The organism is Carboxylicivirga sp. (assembly GCF_982718395.1).
Genome location: NZ_CEXQWX010000018.1, coordinates 25,798 through 45,674, shown reverse-complemented (window position 1 = coordinate 45,674; position 19,877 = coordinate 25,798). Strand labels below are relative to the sequence as shown.

20 protein-coding genes are annotated in these 19,877 nt (G+C 38.6%); 10 read left to right on the top strand and 10 right to left on the bottom strand.

The features are described from left to right. Positions 1-67 precede the first annotated feature (67 nt). Entirely contained in the window at positions 68-760 is a 693-nt protein-coding gene (locus AC4MRQ_RS05815) for a hypothetical protein (protein ID WP_491196711.1), read from the bottom strand. Between the two features lie 169 nt (positions 761-929). Next, positions 930-1,856, bottom strand: coding sequence for a malate dehydrogenase (mdh, locus tag AC4MRQ_RS05810; RefSeq protein WP_491196710.1), 927 nt, complete (start codon positions 1,854-1,856; stop codon positions 930-932). A gap of 391 nt (positions 1,857-2,247) precedes the next feature. On the opposite strand from mdh, the gene folP reads away from it, so the two are divergent. Genes folP through AC4MRQ_RS05795 form a run of 3 tightly spaced genes read left to right on the top strand, consistent with a single transcriptional unit; the run spans position 2,248 to position 4,820 of the window. Next, entirely contained in the window at positions 2,248-3,126 is an 879-nt protein-coding gene (gene folP, locus AC4MRQ_RS05805; RefSeq protein WP_491196709.1) for a dihydropteroate synthase, read from the top strand. Positions 3,127-3,133: 7 nt separating this feature from the next. Beyond that, positions 3,134-3,901, top strand: coding sequence for a diadenylate cyclase CdaA (gene cdaA / locus AC4MRQ_RS05800; protein ID WP_491196708.1), 768 nt, complete (start codon positions 3,134-3,136; stop codon positions 3,899-3,901). Positions 3,902-3,938: 37 nt separating this feature from the next. Beyond that, complete coding sequence (locus AC4MRQ_RS05795; protein WP_491196707.1) at positions 3,939-4,820, top strand: TIGR01777 family oxidoreductase; 882 nt, start codon at positions 3,939-3,941, stop codon at positions 4,818-4,820. On the opposite strand, the gene trhA is transcribed toward AC4MRQ_RS05795, so the two are convergent. The 4 genes from trhA to AC4MRQ_RS05775 all read right to left on the bottom strand — a co-directional run bounded on the left by trhA (position 4,821) and on the right by AC4MRQ_RS05775 (position 10,506). Beyond that, positions 4,821-5,450 carry a PAQR family membrane homeostasis protein TrhA gene (gene trhA / locus AC4MRQ_RS05790; RefSeq protein WP_491196706.1) on the bottom strand — a complete coding sequence of 210 codons (630 nt, stop codon included), beginning with the start codon at positions 5,448-5,450 and terminating at the stop codon, positions 4,821-4,823. Between the two features lie 213 nt (positions 5,451-5,663). Further along, positions 5,664-5,804: a hypothetical protein gene (locus AC4MRQ_RS05785; RefSeq protein ID WP_491196705.1), complete on the bottom strand. Its 141-nt coding sequence runs from the start codon at positions 5,802-5,804 to the stop codon at positions 5,664-5,666. Between the two features lie 415 nt (positions 5,805-6,219). Then, on the bottom strand, positions 6,220-8,079 hold the full coding sequence (locus tag AC4MRQ_RS05780) for an alpha-amylase family protein (RefSeq protein WP_491196704.1): 1,860 nt from the start codon (positions 8,077-8,079) through the stop codon (positions 6,220-6,222). Between the two features lie 9 nt (positions 8,080-8,088). Next, the gene (locus AC4MRQ_RS05775; protein WP_491196703.1) at positions 8,089-10,506 is read right to left on the bottom strand and encodes a glycoside hydrolase family 31 protein; all 2,418 of its coding nucleotides are present in this window, start codon (positions 10,504-10,506) and stop codon (positions 8,089-8,091) included. Positions 10,507-10,884: 378 nt separating this feature from the next. Here AC4MRQ_RS05775 and AC4MRQ_RS05770 point away from each other — a divergent pair, with 378 nt between their 5' ends. Further along, on the top strand, positions 10,885-11,352 hold the full coding sequence (locus AC4MRQ_RS05770) for a MaoC family dehydratase (protein WP_491196702.1): 468 nt from the start codon (positions 10,885-10,887) through the stop codon (positions 11,350-11,352). A gap of 133 nt (positions 11,353-11,485) precedes the next feature. On the opposite strand, the gene AC4MRQ_RS05765 is transcribed toward AC4MRQ_RS05770, so the two are convergent. After that, complete coding sequence (locus tag AC4MRQ_RS05765) at positions 11,486-12,631, bottom strand: pyridoxal phosphate-dependent aminotransferase (protein ID WP_491196701.1); 1,146 nt, start codon at positions 12,629-12,631, stop codon at positions 11,486-11,488. A 226-nt stretch (positions 12,632-12,857) separates the two neighbouring features. Beyond that, positions 12,858-13,433 (bottom strand): rubrerythrin, encoded by a 576-nt coding sequence (gene rbr, locus AC4MRQ_RS05760; RefSeq protein ID WP_491196700.1) that lies wholly within the window; start codon positions 13,431-13,433, stop codon positions 12,858-12,860. 518 nt (positions 13,434-13,951) lie between these two features. On the opposite strand from rbr, the gene AC4MRQ_RS05755 reads away from it, so the two are divergent. The 6 genes from AC4MRQ_RS05755 to rplI all read left to right on the top strand — a co-directional run bounded on the left by AC4MRQ_RS05755 (position 13,952) and on the right by rplI (position 18,498). Further along, a complete protein-coding gene (locus tag AC4MRQ_RS05755) occupies positions 13,952-14,782 on the top strand; it encodes a sulfide/dihydroorotate dehydrogenase-like FAD/NAD-binding protein (protein WP_491196699.1) in 831 nt (276 codons plus the stop codon). Between the two features lie 2 nt (positions 14,783-14,784). Continuing rightward, complete coding sequence (gene gltA / locus AC4MRQ_RS05750) at positions 14,785-16,269, top strand: NADPH-dependent glutamate synthase (RefSeq protein ID WP_491196698.1); 1,485 nt, start codon at positions 14,785-14,787, stop codon at positions 16,267-16,269. A gap of 4 nt (positions 16,270-16,273) precedes the next feature. Next, complete coding sequence (locus AC4MRQ_RS05745; protein ID WP_491196697.1) at positions 16,274-17,266, top strand: dihydroorotate dehydrogenase-like protein; 993 nt, start codon at positions 16,274-16,276, stop codon at positions 17,264-17,266. A gap of 149 nt (positions 17,267-17,415) precedes the next feature. Beyond that, a complete protein-coding gene (rpsF, locus tag AC4MRQ_RS05740; RefSeq protein ID WP_491196696.1) occupies positions 17,416-17,763 on the top strand; it encodes a 30S ribosomal protein S6 in 348 nt (115 codons plus the stop codon). Between the two features lie 3 nt (positions 17,764-17,766). Beyond that, positions 17,767-18,036, top strand: coding sequence for a 30S ribosomal protein S18 (rpsR, locus tag AC4MRQ_RS05735; RefSeq protein WP_143302667.1), 270 nt, complete (start codon positions 17,767-17,769; stop codon positions 18,034-18,036). Positions 18,037-18,054: 18 nt separating this feature from the next. Continuing rightward, positions 18,055-18,498: a 50S ribosomal protein L9 gene (gene rplI, locus AC4MRQ_RS05730; RefSeq protein WP_491196695.1), complete on the top strand. Its 444-nt coding sequence runs from the start codon at positions 18,055-18,057 to the stop codon at positions 18,496-18,498. 227 nt (positions 18,499-18,725) lie between these two features. Here the strand turns inward: rplI and AC4MRQ_RS05725 are convergent, their stop codons facing one another. Together AC4MRQ_RS05725 and AC4MRQ_RS05720 are read right to left on the bottom strand one after the other, a co-directional pair. Then, positions 18,726-19,103, bottom strand: coding sequence for a RidA family protein (locus AC4MRQ_RS05725; protein ID WP_491196694.1), 378 nt, complete (start codon positions 19,101-19,103; stop codon positions 18,726-18,728). Positions 19,104-19,134: 31 nt separating this feature from the next. Next, positions 19,135-19,877 (bottom strand): putative LPS assembly protein LptD (locus AC4MRQ_RS05720; protein WP_491196693.1); only part of this gene is annotated, 743 nt, incomplete at its 5' end.

Here is a 19,877-nt window from a genome sequence, read left to right as displayed (position 1 = left end):
GGATTATATTGCATAAAAAAGCCGGACATAAAATGTCCGGCCTAATGAAGGAATCGTATATTAAAGGTTATTTAGTATCCGCTAACCAACCGTTTGTGCTTAACATCCAGTCTTCTACTGCTAATGGAGCCTCTTGAAAATCGGCATCGTTGAAAACAGACGACCAGCTATTAAGGTCCAGCATCCATGCTTCTATGTAAAGTTGTTCTTCAGCAAATTCGTTGGATGTATATGGGCTTGTTCCATTGACAACTGCCCATTCTTCAGTGCTAAGCATCCAGCTTTCAAGAACCATTGCTTCTTCTTCAAATGTAGTTGCTGCCGGAAGCGTAGTCCAATTGTTAATATCAGTCATCCATTCTTCAACAACAATTGCGGGTTCTGCATAGGTAGTTGGCAGTGCAGCAGCCGGTGCTGTAACAGTAATCGGTTCCGTCATCCAAGGCTCAATAACCATTGGAACTTCTGCTGATTCAGCTATCATTTCCTTTAAATTAACAGGGTGTGTTTCGGTAATTGTTGAAACTGAAACTGGTTTAGTTAATCTGGAATCAACCATGAAAGACATGTCTTTGTAGAAATTTGCTTTTTCTTCCTGCTGATAAAATGAGAAGAAAATACTCAAAGTAAAAATACTAGCTGCAATGCCAAAAAACAGGTAGTTAATTACTGAGTTCTTTTGGGTATGGTTTACTGTAGTTTTCATGATTAAATCCTCCATTGTTTTGTTACGGTCAATGTATATCAGGATTTGTGCCATGATTTGTAATGCCCAGTAATATAGAGAGATAAGTGGCATTGTAGTGAATCCTTACTTCTAATTGTTGAACGATATTGCAACAAAGGAATGTTCGAATACGAACAAACAAAATACCCTGCCGGAAAATGACAGGGTATTGAATTATTTTAAAACGTAAAAGATATCTTTCTTAAGCGTTTTCAAGCACACTCATTACTTCAAGAACGTGTTTACGACTTGTTTGCAATAGAGCCATTTCTTCTTCGTCAAGTTTGAGCTCGATAACTTTTTCAATACCATTCTTTCCTAATATAACAGGAACACCAAGGTAACAATCATCAATGCCGTACTCACCTTCTAACTTAACACAAACCGGGAATACACGTTTTTGATCTCTTACAATTGCTTCAACCATTTGTGCAGCTGCTGAACCTGGTGCATACCATGCTGAAGTTCCCATTAACTTAACCAATTCACCACCACCAAACTTGGTACGCTCAATAATTGCATCAAGTTTTTCTTCTTCAATTAACTCAGTTACCGGAATACCTCCAACTGTTGTATAACGTGGAAGTGGTACCATCGTATCCCCATGACCACCCATCAAAACAGCTTGAATATCTTTTGGTGAAACATTCAACTCTTCTGCAAGGAAAGCACGGTAACGTGCTGTATCAAGGATACCTGCCATACCCATCACTTTGGTACGAGGGAATTTAGATGTCAGGTGTGCCTGATAAGTCATTACATCCAATGGATTGGATACGATAATAATGATAGCTTCCGGCGAATGCTTCACAACTTGCTCGGTAACAGACTTAACAATTCCGGCGTTGGTAGAGATCAAATCGTCACGTGTCATCCCGGGTTTACGAGGAAGACCAGATGTAATCACTACAACATCTGAACCAGCTGTTTTCTCATAGTCATTGGTAGAACCAACAGTTCTTGTATCATACAAGTTAATCGGAGCTTTTTGCCAAATATCCAGTGCTTTTCCTTCTGCCACGCCTTCTTTAATATCAACAAGAACCACCTCATTGGCAATTTCTCTATAGGCGAGAACATCAGCACAAGTTGCACCTACATTTCCTGCTCCAACTACTGTTACTTTCATAATAAATAAGGTATTAATTAGTGTAATATACAATGTTCATTAAATCCAGATAATGTGCGGGTTAGTAAAGCTTAACACTTCTTACTAAAAGTGTTTAAATTTTTGCACACGCAAATATAAAACTTTATTCACAGGCACATTTAAATTTTGGCTCTTTAACGTTTGTTAGTAAATGATTGAAGCCTTGTAAGCGTTTTGATATCAGATGTATGGTGATAATTTTATTTAATGAAAAAATTCTCTATTTAGTTTTTTTACCACCAAATGTTAATTAATCTGATCAATACTTAATAGTTCATTTAAACGAAACTTCAACAGTTTACCCTTTGTCTGGAACAGAGCCAATAATTTGTTATAGTTTTGTAAGAGAATTAACAATTTATAAGGCATCATGTTTAAAAACTTTTTAAAAACATCGATGAATATGCAGATGAATGAATTAACAATCAATATAAGGGGGGCGCTTTTTTCATTAAATGAGCCTGTTGTAATGGGGATTCTTAATATTACACCAGATTCATTTTACGATGGGGGAAAGTTTCAGTTAAAGAAGGATATTGAAGAAAGATGTGAGCAGATATTATCAGAAGGGGCTCAAATAATTGATATAGGCGCTTATTCATCACGACCTGGTGCCATTCACGTTTCTGAGGAAGAAGAGACAAGGCGATTAGTGCAAGCTCTTGAGTGGATTCGTAAACGTCATCCTGATGCTATCATTTCAGTCGATACCTTCCGGTCATCGGTTAGTGAAAGAGTGGTGAATGATTTCGAGGTTGATATTATCAATGATATTTCAGGGGGATTGATGGATGAAAAAATGGCCGAGGTTATTGGTCGACTGGGTGTACCTTATATACTTATGCATATGCAAGGGACACCTCAAAATATGCAGATGAATCCGAAATATGATAACTTAATTGGGGAGATATCATATTACTTCAGTTCTCAAATTAAAAAGATGAGGGCTTATGGCGTCAAAGATATCATTCTTGACCTTGGGTTTGGATTTGGAAAGACGATCGATCATAATTATGAACTATTAAGGGAATTAAAACAATTTGAGATTTTTGGTTTACCCATGTTAGTAGGAGTGTCACGTAAGTCGATGATATACAAGTTGCTTGAAGTAACGCCACAAGAAGCATTAAACGGAACAACTGCTTTAAATACGATTGCTTTATTAAACGGGGCCAATATTTTAAGGGTGCATGATGTGAAAGAAGCCACAGAATGTATTAATTTAGTGCGTCAACTTAAAAAAGCATAATTACCGGATGACTTTTCTTGATATACGCTTTATCGATTTAGTCGACATTGTTTTGGTAGCGTACCTGATGTTTCGCATTTATAAGCTGATTAAAGGTACTGTGGCCTTAAACATTATGATTGGTATTGCGGCGTTTGGTCTATTCTGGTTTATTATCAATATTTTCAACATGCAATTATCCACCAGTATAATGGATAAAGTGGTAAGTGTTGGAGTAATTGCTTTTATCGTTGTATTTCAGCAGGAGATAAGGCGCTTTCTTTTGTTATTAGGCTCTCGTTATAATGTAACGAACCGCTTTTCAATGGAGAAGGTGTTTATGTCGGAATCAAAGGGGATGATGAACATCTATAACAAACCCGTTGTGAGGGCATGCATGTCCTTGGCAAAAACAAAAACCGGAGCTTTGATTGTGATTACAAAAGATTCAGAGTTGCTCGACTATGTTCAGACTGGTGAGTTGATTAATGGGGTGATATCTTCACAGTTGCTTGAAAATATTTTTTTTAAAAATAGCCCTTTACATGATGGAGCTGTTATAATTACAGGTAATAAAATTAAGGCTGCCGGATGTATTTTGCCGGTTTCCCAAAATACAGATTTGCCCAAGCGGGTAGGATTAAGACACAGAGCTGCAATGGGTATTACCGAGTCAACCGATGCACATGCAATAGTTGTGTCAGAAGAAACCGGACGAATCTCGTTCTTCAGTAAGGGGAAGATGGAAATGGGTGTAACTGATGAGGAATTACAGGGGTATCTGAATGAATCGTGACATCTTAATGTAATAATTAAATAAAGAATAAAATACTATGCCACAAGGGCTTAAAAATAATAAGGTAGCAATAAGTGGAGTAACTGGTTTTATTGGGAGAAATCTAAAACGTTTCCTCAAAGAAAATGGCTTTGAGGTTGTGGGGTTGAAACGTCAGCATTTTAAAGAAAAAAGCGATTTGCTTAGTGAGCGTCTGAAAGGATGTTCAGTCATTATTAATCTGGCGGGTGCTCCTGTGGCTAAAAAATGGACTGCGGCATATAAAAGGGAAATATTAAGAAGCAGAATTGATACAACTGAGAAACTCGTTGATACCATTCATCAAATGGATGAAAAGCCCGATTTATTTATTTCTACATCTGCAGTTGGTATTTATGATACTTATGAGGTTCATGATGAATTTTCGACAAATTATGCAGATGATTTTTTAGGCGATGTCTGTCAGCAATGGGAATCAAAAGCCTGCAGGACGCAAACACTCGATAATGTTCGATTGTGCATTGTGCGTCTGGGGGTGGTGCTTGGAAAAGAAGCCGGGGCATTTCCGCGTATGATAAAGCCTTTTAAGTTGGGATTTGGTGCCAAGTTGGGGAATGGTCACCAGGTGTTTCCTTTTATTCATATTATGGATGTCTTAAGCGCCTTTTGGTATCTTATTCAGCGCGATGCATCAAGTGGTATTTACAACCTTGTAGCACCTCAAATGTTGTCGAACCTGGAGATTACAACTGCATTGCAAAAAAGAACCCGAAAATCGATAGTACCATTTGTTCCTGAATTTGCACTAAGGTTAATGTATGGCGAAGGCTCAAAAATGTTATTACAAGGTCAGAAAGTACTACCTAAAAGATTACAGCAAGACAATTTTCATTTTGCTTATCCCGATTTTGAATCGGTACTAGATGATTTAATAGATTAACTATAGATACCAGTATATCGCATGAAAGTGAGCGTAAGCGCCCGCTAAAACAAATAGGTGAAACAGTGCATGGTTAAGTGGAATTTGTTTGATCTGATAGAGAACAGCTCCCAGTGTATAAAACACCCCACCCAGAGATAACCAAAGTAAAGTATGTGATGATAAGTGTTCGATTAATGGTTTTATTGCAATAATCACGATCCATCCCAATAACACATAACTAATGGTGGAAAGTAATTTATATCGGCCGGTATAAAAAAGTTTGAGTATGATGCCTGTTATTGCCAATATCCACACTCCTGCCAGTAATGCATAGGCCCAAATATCTCCGATGCCTAATATTAAAAAAGGTATATAGGAGCCGGCAATCATAAGATAAATGGCACAATGATCGAATACTTTTAGCTTGGCTCGTCGCAAAGTGTTCTTTTCTGAATGATACAGGGTGGATGCTACAAAAAGAGAAAGCATACAACATCCATACACCAGATAAACTCCCAAAGCAAGTGGTGATGTTGCTTTCAATAAGAGAAGTGTTATGGCAACCACTCCAAGAATAATACCTGAAAAATGAGAATAAATATTGATTTTTTCTTCAAACGGGCTGTAAGTGTTAGGTTTAAGCTGCATTTTTTTATTTCAAAAATAGCTCAATATGTTGAACCCGCAATAAATCAAAATACTGCAATTGATTATTTTATTGTACCAAGAATCCATTCTATAATCCAGTAAAAGCAATCAGTTTAACAACCCTCGAAACAGCTTTTCTGGTATAAAAACAGATTCAGTTCTTACTTTCACAACACTAGATGTAGTTTTTACATATCTGGTCAGCTATTTCTACTACTTGGTTGTTACTTTATCGTTTTCGGTTAACATTTTCTCTTCTTCGGTTAACAACTTCCTTTCTTCGGTTGATGTTTTCCTGTCTCTGGTTAACAACATCTCATCTCTGGTTAACGGTATCTCGCCTCTGGTTGACATTTTCTATACTTCGGTTGAAGTTTTCTCCTTTCTTTGTAAGGCAAAATTCTGCAGGTTTACCCTGAAAATAGTTTCATATGACTGAACGAATAAAAATCTGCGTTAATCAGTGCAATCAGTCGGAAAAGAAAAAGTTGGCGAATACTGGTGTCAAGTCAAGCTTAAAACTTTGGGTTAAAGCATAAATCCCCCTCTCCCTATGGGTATCTCCCCAAGGGGAGAATTTGCAAGTGAGTCTGCAGAAATCTTCCCCTTTGGGGAAGTGCCTGAAAGGCGATGGGGGAAATTAAATATCCGAAGATTGAGACTTGACTTGACACTAGTTGTCTGACCGCAGTTAAATACTCGATATTACCGCAAAAAAAAGCTAAAGCTGCCTAGACAACTTTAGCTTTTTAATAGAAGTAGATAATGCTTAATTCAGTCTGTAAATAAAAGATTCCAATGGTTTAAGCGAAGATTTGATAATACCTTCACCATCTTTTACTTTTAGAGTATTGGTTGATCCATAAAGAGCATCGGTAAGCTGGTAGTCACCATCTGAAAGACCCCATTTCTTGATGATTTCCTGTGGTACTTTCAGAGAAAAGGCTACCGTATCAGATGGTTTAAAGCTGGAAAGTACAATTAGTTGTTCGCTATCATTCCAACGAACAAATGAGAATACCTTATCACCATATCCTTCTGTTGCCGTTCGGTTGTGTGTGTGTATTTCGGCATAATCACCCATCAGTGCCGGACTTTGAGCAGAGAATGATAATAGTCGTTTATAAAAATCTCTCAAGTCTTTTTCATCATCGCTCAATTGTCCACCATCAAAAGCGCCGTTGTTGACCCAACGCTGATGGTGAGGTACACCTATGTAATCGAAAATACTGGTGCGGCTGTTGCTTCCGAAGCCGGCATCTTCAGCACCTGGTTCGCCCACTTCCTGTCCAAAATAGAGCATGGTAGGAGAGGTGCTGATGCAGGTTGATACCACCATGGCAGGCTTACCTTTTTGAGCATCTCCTGCAAATTCAGGACTGGCAATGCGTTGCTCATCATGATTTTCGAGGAAGTGTAACATGTGGTGTTCAATGTCCTTAAGTCCTTCCTGAATGGCAGGTATGTTGTCGGTTAAACCGTGGCCCTGCATCACATGCTTTAAGGTATCATACAGTTCAACCTTGTCATATAGATAATCCATTTTACCCTTGTGGATATAATCACGATACAGGCTTGGATTGTATACTTCGGCCAATAAGAAAGCATCCGGATTGGCCGTTTTGATGGATGAATTCATAAAGCTCCAGAATTCTACTGGCACCATCTCTGCCATATCGAACCGGAATCCATCAACGCCCAATTCTGTCCAATACAAAGCAATGTCACGAAACTTGATCCAAGAATCAGGCAAGGTTTTATCCTGCCAGTATGCATGGTGAGCCTTATAATCTTTTAGCTCGTAACCTTCAGGCAACTCTGGAAAATCTTTGGTGCCATCAGGGCGAACACCATAATTGATCTTAACGGTTTCATACCAATCGTGAATATTGGGTTGAGCAAGGCGTGAACCATTACCAGTCCATTTGGCCGGAGTTTCTTCAAAACGACCATCGGCCAGCGGATGTGCTTCTCCGCCCAATGGTTTATAGTTATTTTCAGGCTCGGGCACCTTAAAGGATTGACCGGGTATATAGTAGAAGTTATTATTGACAGCATACTCTACTGAGGTATCGTCGTTGACACCAAAGTCTGTTACACCTTCAGGATTTGTTTTGCCTTCGTAATGACGGGCCACATGGTTGGGGACAATGTCAATCAGTACTTTCATACCGTGTTTATGTGTGCGTTCAATTAAAGCCATGAACTCGTCCAGACGGTTTTGAGGATCAACCGCTAAATCGGGATTAACGTTGTAATAGTCTTTAACGGCATATGGCGATCCGGCACGACCTTTTACAACATCAGGATCATCATTGGAGATTCCATAAGCGGTGTAATCGTTAATGACTGCATGATGTGGTACACCTGTATACCAGATGTGGGTAACACCAAGATCTTTTATCTCTGTGAGTGCTTTGTCGGTGAAGTCATTAAACTTACCAACACCATTTTCTTCAATGGTGCCCCAGGCCTTATTGGTGGTGTTCGTATTTCCAAACAAACGGGTGAAAACCTGATAGACAACAGCTTTCCCTTCAGGTTGAACTTCTGTTTGTTGATTTTGCTGTTGCTTGCATGCTATTAACGCAAAAGCAATTAATAGCGTAAATAATGCTTTTTTGTACATATGAAGATTTTATTTGGTTTTGATTTCTATTGCTTCATGACTTAATTCAAATCGAATGTGTAATTGTTTATCAGTGGCATTGTAACAGGCACCTGTTTTACCATCGTCTAAGTGCTTAGCCACTTTATACTGTTGATTGTTAATTATGATTTTTTTATGCTTTTGAGTGATGTTGTGAACAACCAGTTCAATGGTTCGGTTCTCAGGCATTCCATTGTAATGAAAGCGTGTTGGAGTGAATGTGAAGTTAATACCTTCATCATTTCGGTATTCAAAACGGATGGTTTCGTATTTTTTTGATGCGTAACTATCTGCCGATTGACCATCGTCTTCATACATGTATCCTTTTCCCTGGTTTACAGATGCGTCATGATAGTAATGAACTGTCAGGTTCTGACTGGAATAAACTTCGGCATTCTGAAAAGTTTCTACCATTGGAACAAAAGATCCTGCTTTAACAAACACCGGTATGGTTGTCAGGTCAACCGACACATCAATTGTTTGCCCGCCTTTATGCCTTTCGCCGGTGAAATAATTGAACCAGATTGCGTTATCCGGTAAATAAACAGACTGAGAGGAGATGCCCTTCTCAACCACCGGTGAAACCAAAAACGCATCACCCCAAAGATAAGTTGTCGTTTCATGAAGCAACTCCGGCTTGTCATCAATGTAAAACAATGGTCGCATTAAAGGCAAGCCTGAGGTATTGTTTTCATGCATCAATGTGTAAGTGTATGGCATTAATTGGTACCGCAGTTTAATGTAATCGCGGATAATATTTTTAGTGGTATCGTCCCAGAAAATGGGTTCGGGCGGAACATCCTCCTGCGCATGAGTTCGATAGATGGGTTGGAAAACACCATATTGCAACCAGCGTGTGTAAAGTTCAGCATCTTTGTAATCACCGGCAAAACCACCTAAATCAGAGTGCATGTAGGCCATGCCTTGTAAGCCCATCTGCAGAGAAATTTCCACTTGCGATTGCAATCCGCCCCATGAGCGATTCACATCGCCCGACCAGGGCACTAATCCATAACGCTGTGAGCCAATAAAACCGGAACGCATCAATATAACCGGACGTCTTTCAGGAAAATCGCTTTGAAATCCTTTGTAAACCATCTTCGACCATTCGTGACCATAAAGGTTATGGACTTCATCAGCCCGTCCGTTAATATGAAGCAGATCATCGGGGTGTACCTCGGGTTCACCTAAATCGCCCCACCAGCCATCAACACCCGAAAGTGTATGCTTTTTATAGATATTCCAGAACCAGTATTGTGTTTCGGGTTTAAAAATGTCTAAAAGGGCCGTTGTTCCAAAAAAGAAATCGAATATATAAGGATTTCCAACAGAATCAACTCCCAATAAGTTCTGCTCAGCGCATTCTGGGTATTTACCACTTTCCTTTAATATAAAAGGCTCGGTTATAAGCACTGTTTTTACTCCTTTTTTAGCATTCCGTTTTAACATTTGCTCTGGTTCAGGGAAAGAATCAAGATCCCATTCCAGGTTGCCCATGTGCCCTTTCACATCAGGACCAAACCAAAAAAGATCCAGAACAACTCCATCTAAAGGAATATCATCTTCAAGATATTTATCTATCACAGATTCCACTTCATCTTGGGAATGGTAACCCATACGGGAAGATATATTACCTAATGCCCAACGTGGTAACATAGGCTGATGGCCGATCAATTCGGAGAAATTACTGATCAATGATGGCCATGTATCTCCTGCTACAATGAAATAACTCATTCGTCCGCCAACAGCATCGAACTGCATGATATCATGTTCGGTTTTGCCAAGATCTAACCAACCACTGGCGCCATTGTCAAAACCCACCATATATTTATTCGATGAAATAATAAGTGGCATTGAATAATACATTAGCTCAGCATAGGTTTCATAACCATAACTGGCTTTGTTATAGAGTTGCAGACGATGTCCTCTTCGATTCATTCCAAGAGCTCTTTCTCCACCACCCATCAATACTTCTTCATCAATCAGGTTAAAGCGAAATCCTCCACCTCTTTCCTGATGGATATATCCTTTTTCTTCAGATAATAGTCGATTGCCATTGCAGAAATACTCAACCTTAAATGGTTGTTTGGTGATGGTTACATCTAAATATCCGGTTGAGAAATGCAGTTGATCCCCAGTTTCGTTGAGTTTTGTTTTGCCCGTATATGGGCTTGCAGCAATAGCCTGAGATGGGAAAACATTGGTTGATGCTTCGGGTGTAAATAAAACTTCAATGCTGTATTTAGAATATGGCGTAATGGAAATAGTTCCATCTGAAACTTCAATTTTTAATTGATTATTATCTAATAAATAGGATTTGAAGTGGCGATCAGGATTCTGGCCCCACACTCCAAAGCTTATTAATAATAGTAGATTTAGAAGAAATAACCGTCTGCGAATACTCATGGAATTTATCTTATTTGGTAATAATTGTGCGAATGGATTTGGCTTTCCAATGCCAAGGCAATTTACGAAAACACGGTCTATCATGCGCCTGTTTATTGAGTTGCCCACAGTACTCGGGATTATTCTCGCTGATGCAGTTACACTTATATGTTATGGATTATCAGCGTAATAAGGCTTTAGTTTTAAGTGTAGTGAGTTCAAGATGTAAGATGAATAATCTGTAAAATTAATTAAGGTGTTGAATTGCAAACGTTTTCGGATAGTTTGATGAACTTTTTTCGGTACAGAGGTGCAGACTTCGTTTCAAATTGATGGATATAACGATCATTAATTGATTTCTTTTATCTTAGCGCCGTCATTTTAAAAATAAATATAGTAATGAGTAAAGTAGTAATTAAAAGTTTTGATGAATTAGAAAAGTTAATCGGTTCCGATCTTGGTATATCTGATTATCATGAATTTACTCAAGAACAAATTAACCTATTTGCAGATGCAACACTGGATCACCAGTGGATTCATACCGATGTAGAAAAAGCCAAAAATGAATCACCTTTTGGTAATACCATTGCGCACGGATATTTGACCATTTCGATTTTACCACATTTGTGGAATCAGATTGTTGATGTTCAAAATCTGAAAATGCAAGTGAATTACGGTATTGAGAAACTAAAGTTTAATGCGCCAGTATTGGTCAATAATAAGGTTCGTTTACATGCTAAGGTAAATAATGCCGTTAACTTGCGTGGTGTTACAAGAGCTAATATTGGTATTAAGTTAGAAATTGAAGGAAACAGAAAACCAGCCTATGAAGGAGAGATTGTTTTCTTATATCATTTTAATGCATAGAAGTTATAGTTAGATATAATAAAAAAGGTGCCCAACTAGGCACCTTTTTTTAAATCTTACAATTCGCTTAGCGCATTAAAAGCGCTTAGCAAGTTTATTTCATGACTGTTGGAGTTTCCCAGACATGAACGTTTTATTTCAAATAGTTAACCAATGCCTCCTTTAGTCTCTTTAAGCCTTCTTCCATTTCATTCGAAGCCAGCGAAATACGAATATATTCTTTTGCACCAAAAGCAATGCCAGGGATAACAACGACCCCATTCTCTTTCTTAGCTGTATTTAAACAAAAATCCTTTGTATCAATAGATTCTGATATTTTCGGAAAAATATAAAAGCTTCCTTCTGGCAGGTTGTATTCAATATTTAGCTCATCGAGCATTTTGACAACTTTATCACGATTAAGCTTAAGTGTTTGATTGTAAGTGTTAATTGTCTTTTGTGTTTCTCCGTTTACAATAGGTAAGGCAGCAAATTGATTTGCAGTTGGAGGCGTACTTATTATTGAAGCATTATTTGATGTAAATGCTTTAGCCAATTGTTTGTTACGCGTGATTAACCATCCCACTCGCAGTCCGGCCACAGCACCACTTTTTGAAATTCCATCCGCAATTATTGTCCTGTCAAAATATGCAGAAAAGCTTTTAAAACCTTCCCCGTCATATACTAAAGAACCATATATCTCATCAGCAATTACATATCCGCTTGTTAGTCTCTTTTCCAGTATAGATGCCAGTTTTTTTAACTCCATATCAGAAAAAACTTTACCGGTTGGATTCGAAGGGGAATTTAAAATTACTACATCGTTGGGTAACACTATCTTTTCCAGCATTTTTGTATCAATACTAAAATCATCATTTAATGGATAGGTGATGACTTCCATATCAAATTCGGCAGGAATTTTTTTATAAATACCAAAATGGATGGCTGGAATTAAAACGCGCCGGGCACCTAATTTAGATAGAGTTTTAATGGATGCGTATATAGCATTCTGCACACCTATAGTTACAACAACATGTTCTTCAGTATATTTAAATCCATCCTGAAACTTTTGTTTCGCAGCAATTGCTTTTCTAAGTTCAGGAAGTCCCGCATTTTGTGTATAGCTTGTTGCACCATTCAGCCAATTGTCAGATAAAGCTTCAAATATTTTTGTATCCACTTTAAAGTCCTTTAACTCACCTAAACCAAGACTTATACCTGTTGCATGTTTGGATAAGTTGACTTCCCTAATGGCGGGTAGTGGAAAGTTGGAATTGGCTAACCGTTCATCAATGTTCATATCAAATGTTTTTATAGTTACCTAAGATTTGCAAGTTTTTTTATTTCCTGCTGATCGCCCAGTCAAACGCAGATTTTTATTCACATACATTGAATGAAAAACTTTCCGCGAAAATCCGCGTTATCTGCGGGATTAAGGAATCACAAAAGTAATTGCTTTCGGGAAGACAAAAAAAGAGGGCAACCAAATTGGTGCCCTCGAGTATGCCAATACTTAACTCTGCGGTTTAGTAATTGGATTCGTTTACTTCAAAATAAGCCTGGGAGTGAAGACAAGCCGGACATGTTTTAGGAGCTTTGGTGCCTTCATGGATGAATCCACAATTACGACACATCCAGGTCACTTTACCATCTTTTTCAAATACTTTTCCTTCTTCCAGATTTTGATAAAGTTTACGGTATCTTGCTTCATGATGTGCTTCAACCTTAGCAATCATTTTAAACGCAACAGCCACTTCTTTAAAACCTTCCTCTTCGGCAACCTTTGCAAATTCAGGGTATAATTCGGTCCATTCTTCGTTTTCTCCATCAGCTGCAGCTTGAAGATTTGCTTTTGTATCTCCAATGATTCCGGCAGGGTAGGTTGCAGTAATTTCAACCATTCCTCCTTCTAAGAATTTGAAAAAGCGTTTAGCATGTTCCCGTTCTTGTTCTGCGGTTTCCATAAAGATGGCTGATATTTGCTCCAGTCCTTCTTTTTTAGCCTGCTTGGCAAAATAAGTATAACGATTTCTTGCCTGCGATTCACCGGCAAAGGCTTTTAATAGGTTTTGTTCAGTTTTTGTTCCTTTTAAGCTTTCCATTTATTGTTCGTTTCTGGTTTATTAATTCCTGGGCCAGTCAGAAAACAAATATAAGATATCGTAATGCTAATTATTGCATTTTATATGTTTGATCATCTTATTTAGGAGAAATCTAAATACTGAATATTAACTCAAATGCCATGAAACTTAAGAGTTCCTAATGCATTTTGGTGTCCCATTTTGTATAATGACATCCAATAATAGGCTTTGGCATTTAGAGATTTTCAGTGTAAATAGCACGTACGGCAGGAGGAGTTAATCTGGATTTGTAGAGATTGAATAGAAAATTTTTTCAAATTACTTATAGTGACTAAAAGCATCTGTCGTGTAGATTCAAAGTTTAAGCCATTTTCAGGATAATTTAGATTCGATGTAAATAATTAATCGGTAACTAATGTCATTATTTAAGTATATTTCAAACGCTATTTTTACCTTTGGAAATTCTAAATGAATAAGAGCTGCAATGCTCAGATAACCTTTGGTCTAAGTTACTATAACTTAAGTAATCGTTTGTTATAATGAACAGAATTATTGAAAAGGAGTTTTTTTCAGAGAACGTTGTTCGTCTGGAAATTGAAGCTCCACGAATTGCAAAAGCCAGAAGAGCAGGACATTTTGTAATTGTCAAAGTAGGCGAAACAGGTGAACGTATACCTTTGACGATAGCTGCTGCCGACCCGGAAAGAGGAACCATTACCTTAGTCATTCAACGAGTTGGCGTTTCATCGCGCCGCATTACTGAGCTTGAGGTTGGTGATGAATTAACAGATTTAGTCGGACCATTGGGTGAAGCAACTCATATCGAAAATGTGGGTACCGTACTTGCTTGCGGTGGAGGTGTTGGAGTAGCACCATTGTTACCAATTGTTGAAGCTTTGAAAAAGGCCGGTAACAGGGTAATTACGATACTGGCTGCCCGAACCAAAGATTTGATCATTCTGGAGGAGCAAATGGCTAAATACTCAGATGAAGTTATTATCATGACGGATGACGGATCTCACGGTAAAAAAGGCTTGATAACAGACGGTATGAAAGAGGTGATGGAGCGCGAGCAGGTAGATGAGGCTGTGGTTATCGGGCCGGCTATCATGATGAAGTTTGCTGCTTTAACAACCAAAGAATATAATGTACCGACCGTTGCCAGTTTAAATACAATTATGGTGGATGGAACAGGCATGTGCGGAGCTTGCCGTATTACAGTCGGCGGTAAGACTAAATTTGTTTGCGTGGATGGACCTGAGTTTGATGCACATCAGGTTGATTTTGACGAGATGTTACTTCGCCTGAATGGTTATAAGGAAATTGAAAAAGGTGCAGAACAAGAATATCTTAAATCGAAAGACAAATAGTTATGACTGTTACAAAAGAATTTTTGAAAGAAGAAAGAGAGCAGGCATGGCGGGTTGATATTCGTAAACTGCTCAAAAATAAAGAGCGTACAGGATTTACCCGTGTACATATGGGTGAGGTAGATCCAATGGAACGCATCCAGTCAAATATTGAGGTTAATACAGGTTTAACGGAGGATGAAGCTGTTAACGAAGCTCGTCGATGCTTGGACTGTCCCGATCCGACTTGTATCAGCGGATGTCCTGTTGAAATTAATATTCCAAAGTTTATTAAGCGAATTGAACAGGGAGAGTTCTTGCAAGCGGCTCAGGTTTTAAAAGAGACCAGTGCTTTACCTGCAGTTTGTGGGCGCGTTTGTCCTCAGGAGAAACAATGTGAAGCTAAGTGTTTCTACCAGGTGAAAATGAAAAAAGATCCTGTAGCTATAGGTCACTTAGAGCGCTTTGCAGCCGATTATGAACGCGAATCGGGTCAAATATCCATACCGGAGGTAGCAACTGCTAACGGAATTAAAGTAGCAGTTATTGGTAGTGGACCAGCCGGATTGACTTTTGCCGGTGATATGGCCAAACAAGGGTATGACGTAACAGTTTTCGAGGCCCTGCATGAAATTGGCGGTGTTTTGAAATATGGTATTCCGGAATTTCGCCTGCCCAACAGCATTGTAGATGTTGAGATCAACAGCCTTAAGAAAATGGGAGTGAAGTTCGAAAATAACTTTATTGTCGGGCGTACTGCTACGATAGAGGATTTGAAAGAAGAAGGGTTTGAAGGTTTCTTTACGGGAAGTGGGGCCGGATTACCTCGATTTATGAACATCCCGGGTGAGAACTACATTGGTATACTAAGTTCAAATGAATACCTGACGCGCGTTAACCTGATGGATGCAGCAAATCCTGAAACCGATACGCCAATTATCAGTGGAAAAAATGTTGCCGTAATTGGTGGAGGTAATACCGCAATGGATTCTGTTCGTACAGCTAAACGATTGGGTGCCAATCGGGCCATGATCATATATCGTCGTTCGATGGAAGAAATGCCTGCCCGTGTTGAAGAAATTAAACATGCCGAGGAAGAGGGAATTGAATTTCTGACTTTGACCAATCCGGTTGAATACTTTGCTGATGAAACTGGCCGGGTGAATAAAGTGCGTGTACAAAAAATGGAACTAGGTGAACCGGATGCATCAGGGCGACGTCGACCTGTTGCAATAGAAGGTTCTGAGTATGATATTGAAGTAGATACAGTGGTAGTAAGTGTTGGTGTTTCGCCAAACCCACTTATTCCAAGTTCTTTACCTCAGTTAGAGACAACACGTTGGGGAACCATCGTTGTGGACGAAGAAAAACTACAAACATCTATTCCGGAAATGTTTGCTGGTGGTGATATAGTGCGTGGTGGAGCTACTGTTATCCTGGCAATGGGTGATGGTCGTAATGCAGCAGCAGCAATGCATAAGTATTTACAGGATAAACTAAACGCATAAACCCATGAAAGATTTAAAAACGACATATTTAGGATTACCCATTAAGAATCCAATTGTAGTTGGAAGTTCCGGTTTAGCCTCGACGATAGGAGGTATTAAAAAACTGGCCGAAGCGGGAGCGGCGGCAATCGTATTAAAATCCATCTTTGAAGAGGAGATTAAGGCAGAGGCCGAGCAAACAGTTGGTCAGCAGTTGGGAATGGATGAAAATAACCTGGAGTTTTATGATTATTACGATTACCAGGTGAAGAACGAAGTGCTCGAAGGCTATGTGTCATTGATTCGCGAAGCCAAAGAAGCCGTGGACATCCCGATTATAGCCAGTATTAATTGTACAAGCTATAGTGAATGGGTATCCTTTGCCCATAAGATTGAAGAAGCAGGTGCTGACGCCATTGAGTTGAATATTTTCAAGCTGCCTTTTGGTATTAAGGATGAAGCGGCAGAAGTAGAAAAAGTTTATTTTGACATTGTTCGGAAAGTAAAGGAGCATTTGTCCATTCCTGTTGGAATAAAATTGGCATCATACTTTACTAACCTTGGTAATGTAATCCATCGTTTATCGCATAGTGGAGTAGAAGGATTGGTATTATTTAATCGTTTCACATCCATTGATTACGATATCGAAAATGATCAGGTAATTACAGGTAAAGTATATTCTAATAGTGATGAATACGTGAATTCATTAAGGTGGATTTCAATTGCCTCATCAACAGCAGGGTGTGATATGGTGGCTTCAACCGGTGTACATGATTATCGTACAATGGTGAAAATGATGTTAGCCGGAGCATCAGCTGTAGAAGTTGTATCAGCCATTTACAAAGAAGGGCCGGAGGTAATAGGTGCCATGCTGAAAGAGTTGGAAGCCTGGATGGAGCGTCGAAATGTTGAATCAATTGCAGAATTTAAAGGACGATTAAGTCAAGGAAAATCATCCAACCCTGAAGTATTTGAACGAGTACAGTTTATGCGTTACTTCTCAGGGCATAAACACTAAGATATAAGTTAGTAGTAATTAGTCAGTAGAGTTTAAGGAATCTACTGGCTACTTACTTATTATTAATCACTTATTTCCTTTTTGTTTCTTCTTATTTTATTTCTATCTTTGCGCCCTGATTATTTAAACCTTCTAAAATTTAAGAAGATATGTTAAATCGTTATGAAACCGTTTTCATTTTAACTCCCGTTTTGTCTGATGCTCAGATGAAGGAAGCGGTCGACAAATTCAAAGGTTTGATTGTTGAGGCCGGCGGTGAGATCGTAAATGAAGAAAATTGGGGACTTCGTAAGCTTGCTTACCCAATTCAAAAGAAGTCAACAGGATTTTATCAGTTGTTCGAATTCGACGCTAATCCTGAGTTTATTGCCAAGTTCGAAACCGCTTTCCGTCGTGATGAGCGTGTTATCCGTTTCTTGTCATTCAGATTAGACAAATACGCAAAAGCGTATGCAGAGAAAAGAAGATCAACTAAAAAAGCAGAAAAGGAGAACTAGACCATGGCACAGAATCAATCAGAAATCAGGTATTTGACTCCTCCGTCAGTAGAAATCAAAAAGAAGAAGTACTGTCGTTTCAAAAAGAACAAGATCAAGTATATCGATTACAAAGATCCTGAGTTCTTAAAGAAATTCTTAAACGAGCAGGGTAAAATTTTACCTCGCCGTCTGACTGGTACATCTTTAAAGTATCAAAGAAAAGTTTCGCAAGCAGTTAAGCGTGCACGTCACTTGGCCTTGTTGCCATACGTAACCGATTTGATGAAATAAGAAAAAGGAGGATTTACGATGGAAATTATTTTAAAAGAAGATATTCAGAATCTTGGCCATAAGAACGATATTGTGACGGTAAAAAATGGTTACGGACGTAACTATTTAATTCCTCAGGGACTTGCTATTTTGGCAACTCCTTCGGCTAAGAAAGTACACGCAGAAAACTTGCGTCAGAGAGCTCATAAAGAAGAGAAAATCAAGAATGAAGCTCTTGAAGTTGCTAAGACACTTGAAGGTAAGTCATTTACTATCGGTGCAAAAGCTTCATCAACAGGTAAGATTTTCGGTTCTGTTAATACTATTCAAATTGCAGAAGCTTTAACTAAAGAAGGGTTCAGCGTTGAGCGCAAGAACATTTCTATGAAAGAAGATGCAAAGGAATTGGGTACTTACGCAGCTACTGTGAAATTACACCGTGAAGTTAAGGTAGACATCTCAATTGAGGTGGTTGCCGAGTAACATTTTTATTAATCTCGGATAGATTAAAAACATTTTTCAAACAGACATAAACCACCATGGGGACATGGTGGTTTTTTAGTGCCCTAATATTTGTGTGCAAAAAAATACTCATCGGATGACTATAGCGTGTTACAAATAGTCATCCGGTGAGTAAGGGTGAGGGGAGGGATAAAATAAAAGCGGATAACCTGATGGTTACCCGCTTAAATATGTTTATTAGAAATTGATTACTTTACAGCAATCGTTTCGATTTCCACCATTACACTTAAAGGCAATTCCTTAACAGCGAATGCGGCACGTGCAGGAGGATTTTCTTTGTAATAAGAACCATATACCTCATTCATTGTAGCGAAATTACTCATGTCGCTTAACAGACAAGTTGACTTAACTACATCAGTAAACGAATAACCTGCTTCCTCAAGAATAGCAGCAATGTTTTTCATTACCTGCTCAGTTTGTTCTTTAATTCCGCCTTCAACAACTTTACCGGTTGCAGGATCAACAGGAACCTGACCTGAAATGTACAATGTTCCATTTACTTCAACAGCCTGGCTGTATGGTCCGATTGCTCCAGGCGCGTTAGTTGTGCTAATAATCTTTTTCATTTTAATTAGTTTATTTAAGGATTAATCATTTTTAAAAGAAGTTTCCATTATCCCGTGGATGGTTACGTTTTTCATACTTCAAGTCTTGTAACATGCTTGAATTTACTCGTATCGTAAAGAAGTATGATTTATACCGTCCAACCGGAACAAGGTTGAAATTCATGCTCCAACAGTGCAGATCACGACTAATACCAACATTTGTATGGGCAATTTCTTTGCGGTCGAAACTATAACCCGAGGCGAAGTTAATACGCCATTTAGGAGTCAATGATATATTCCCATTTAAGTTGATATCTGATGTGACCTTAAAATCGTAATCCATTTTATTTTTATTGAAGTCACCTCTGCTCAACCTAAAAGAATAGTTCAGTGATATATTCCAGGGGATCTCAAATTTGGCATACCCATCATCACCCATGGCAAAACTGGCATTACTGCCCTCAAAAGCAGCTCTTGGATCAAATTCCTGATCATTCATTGGATCAGGTGGTAGTGCATCCGGATCTTCTTCTGAATCGTTTGGATCTGTTTGTTTTTTATCCTTTTTCTTAAAAGTATCAGATCCAAAATTAAGTCCGAAACTTAGGTTGGCGCTTTCCAGACGAAGCAACTTACCTTGTTGTGACCATACAGATTTATTCACTCTGATTGGTTGTCCAGTGCTCGTTGTATCAATAGCATAGGGGTCAAAACGTGCTCCAAAATTCACATTTGTACCAAATAGCTTTGTTCGTCCAGTCATATTAATTGGCTGCCACTTTAATGAGTCAGCAA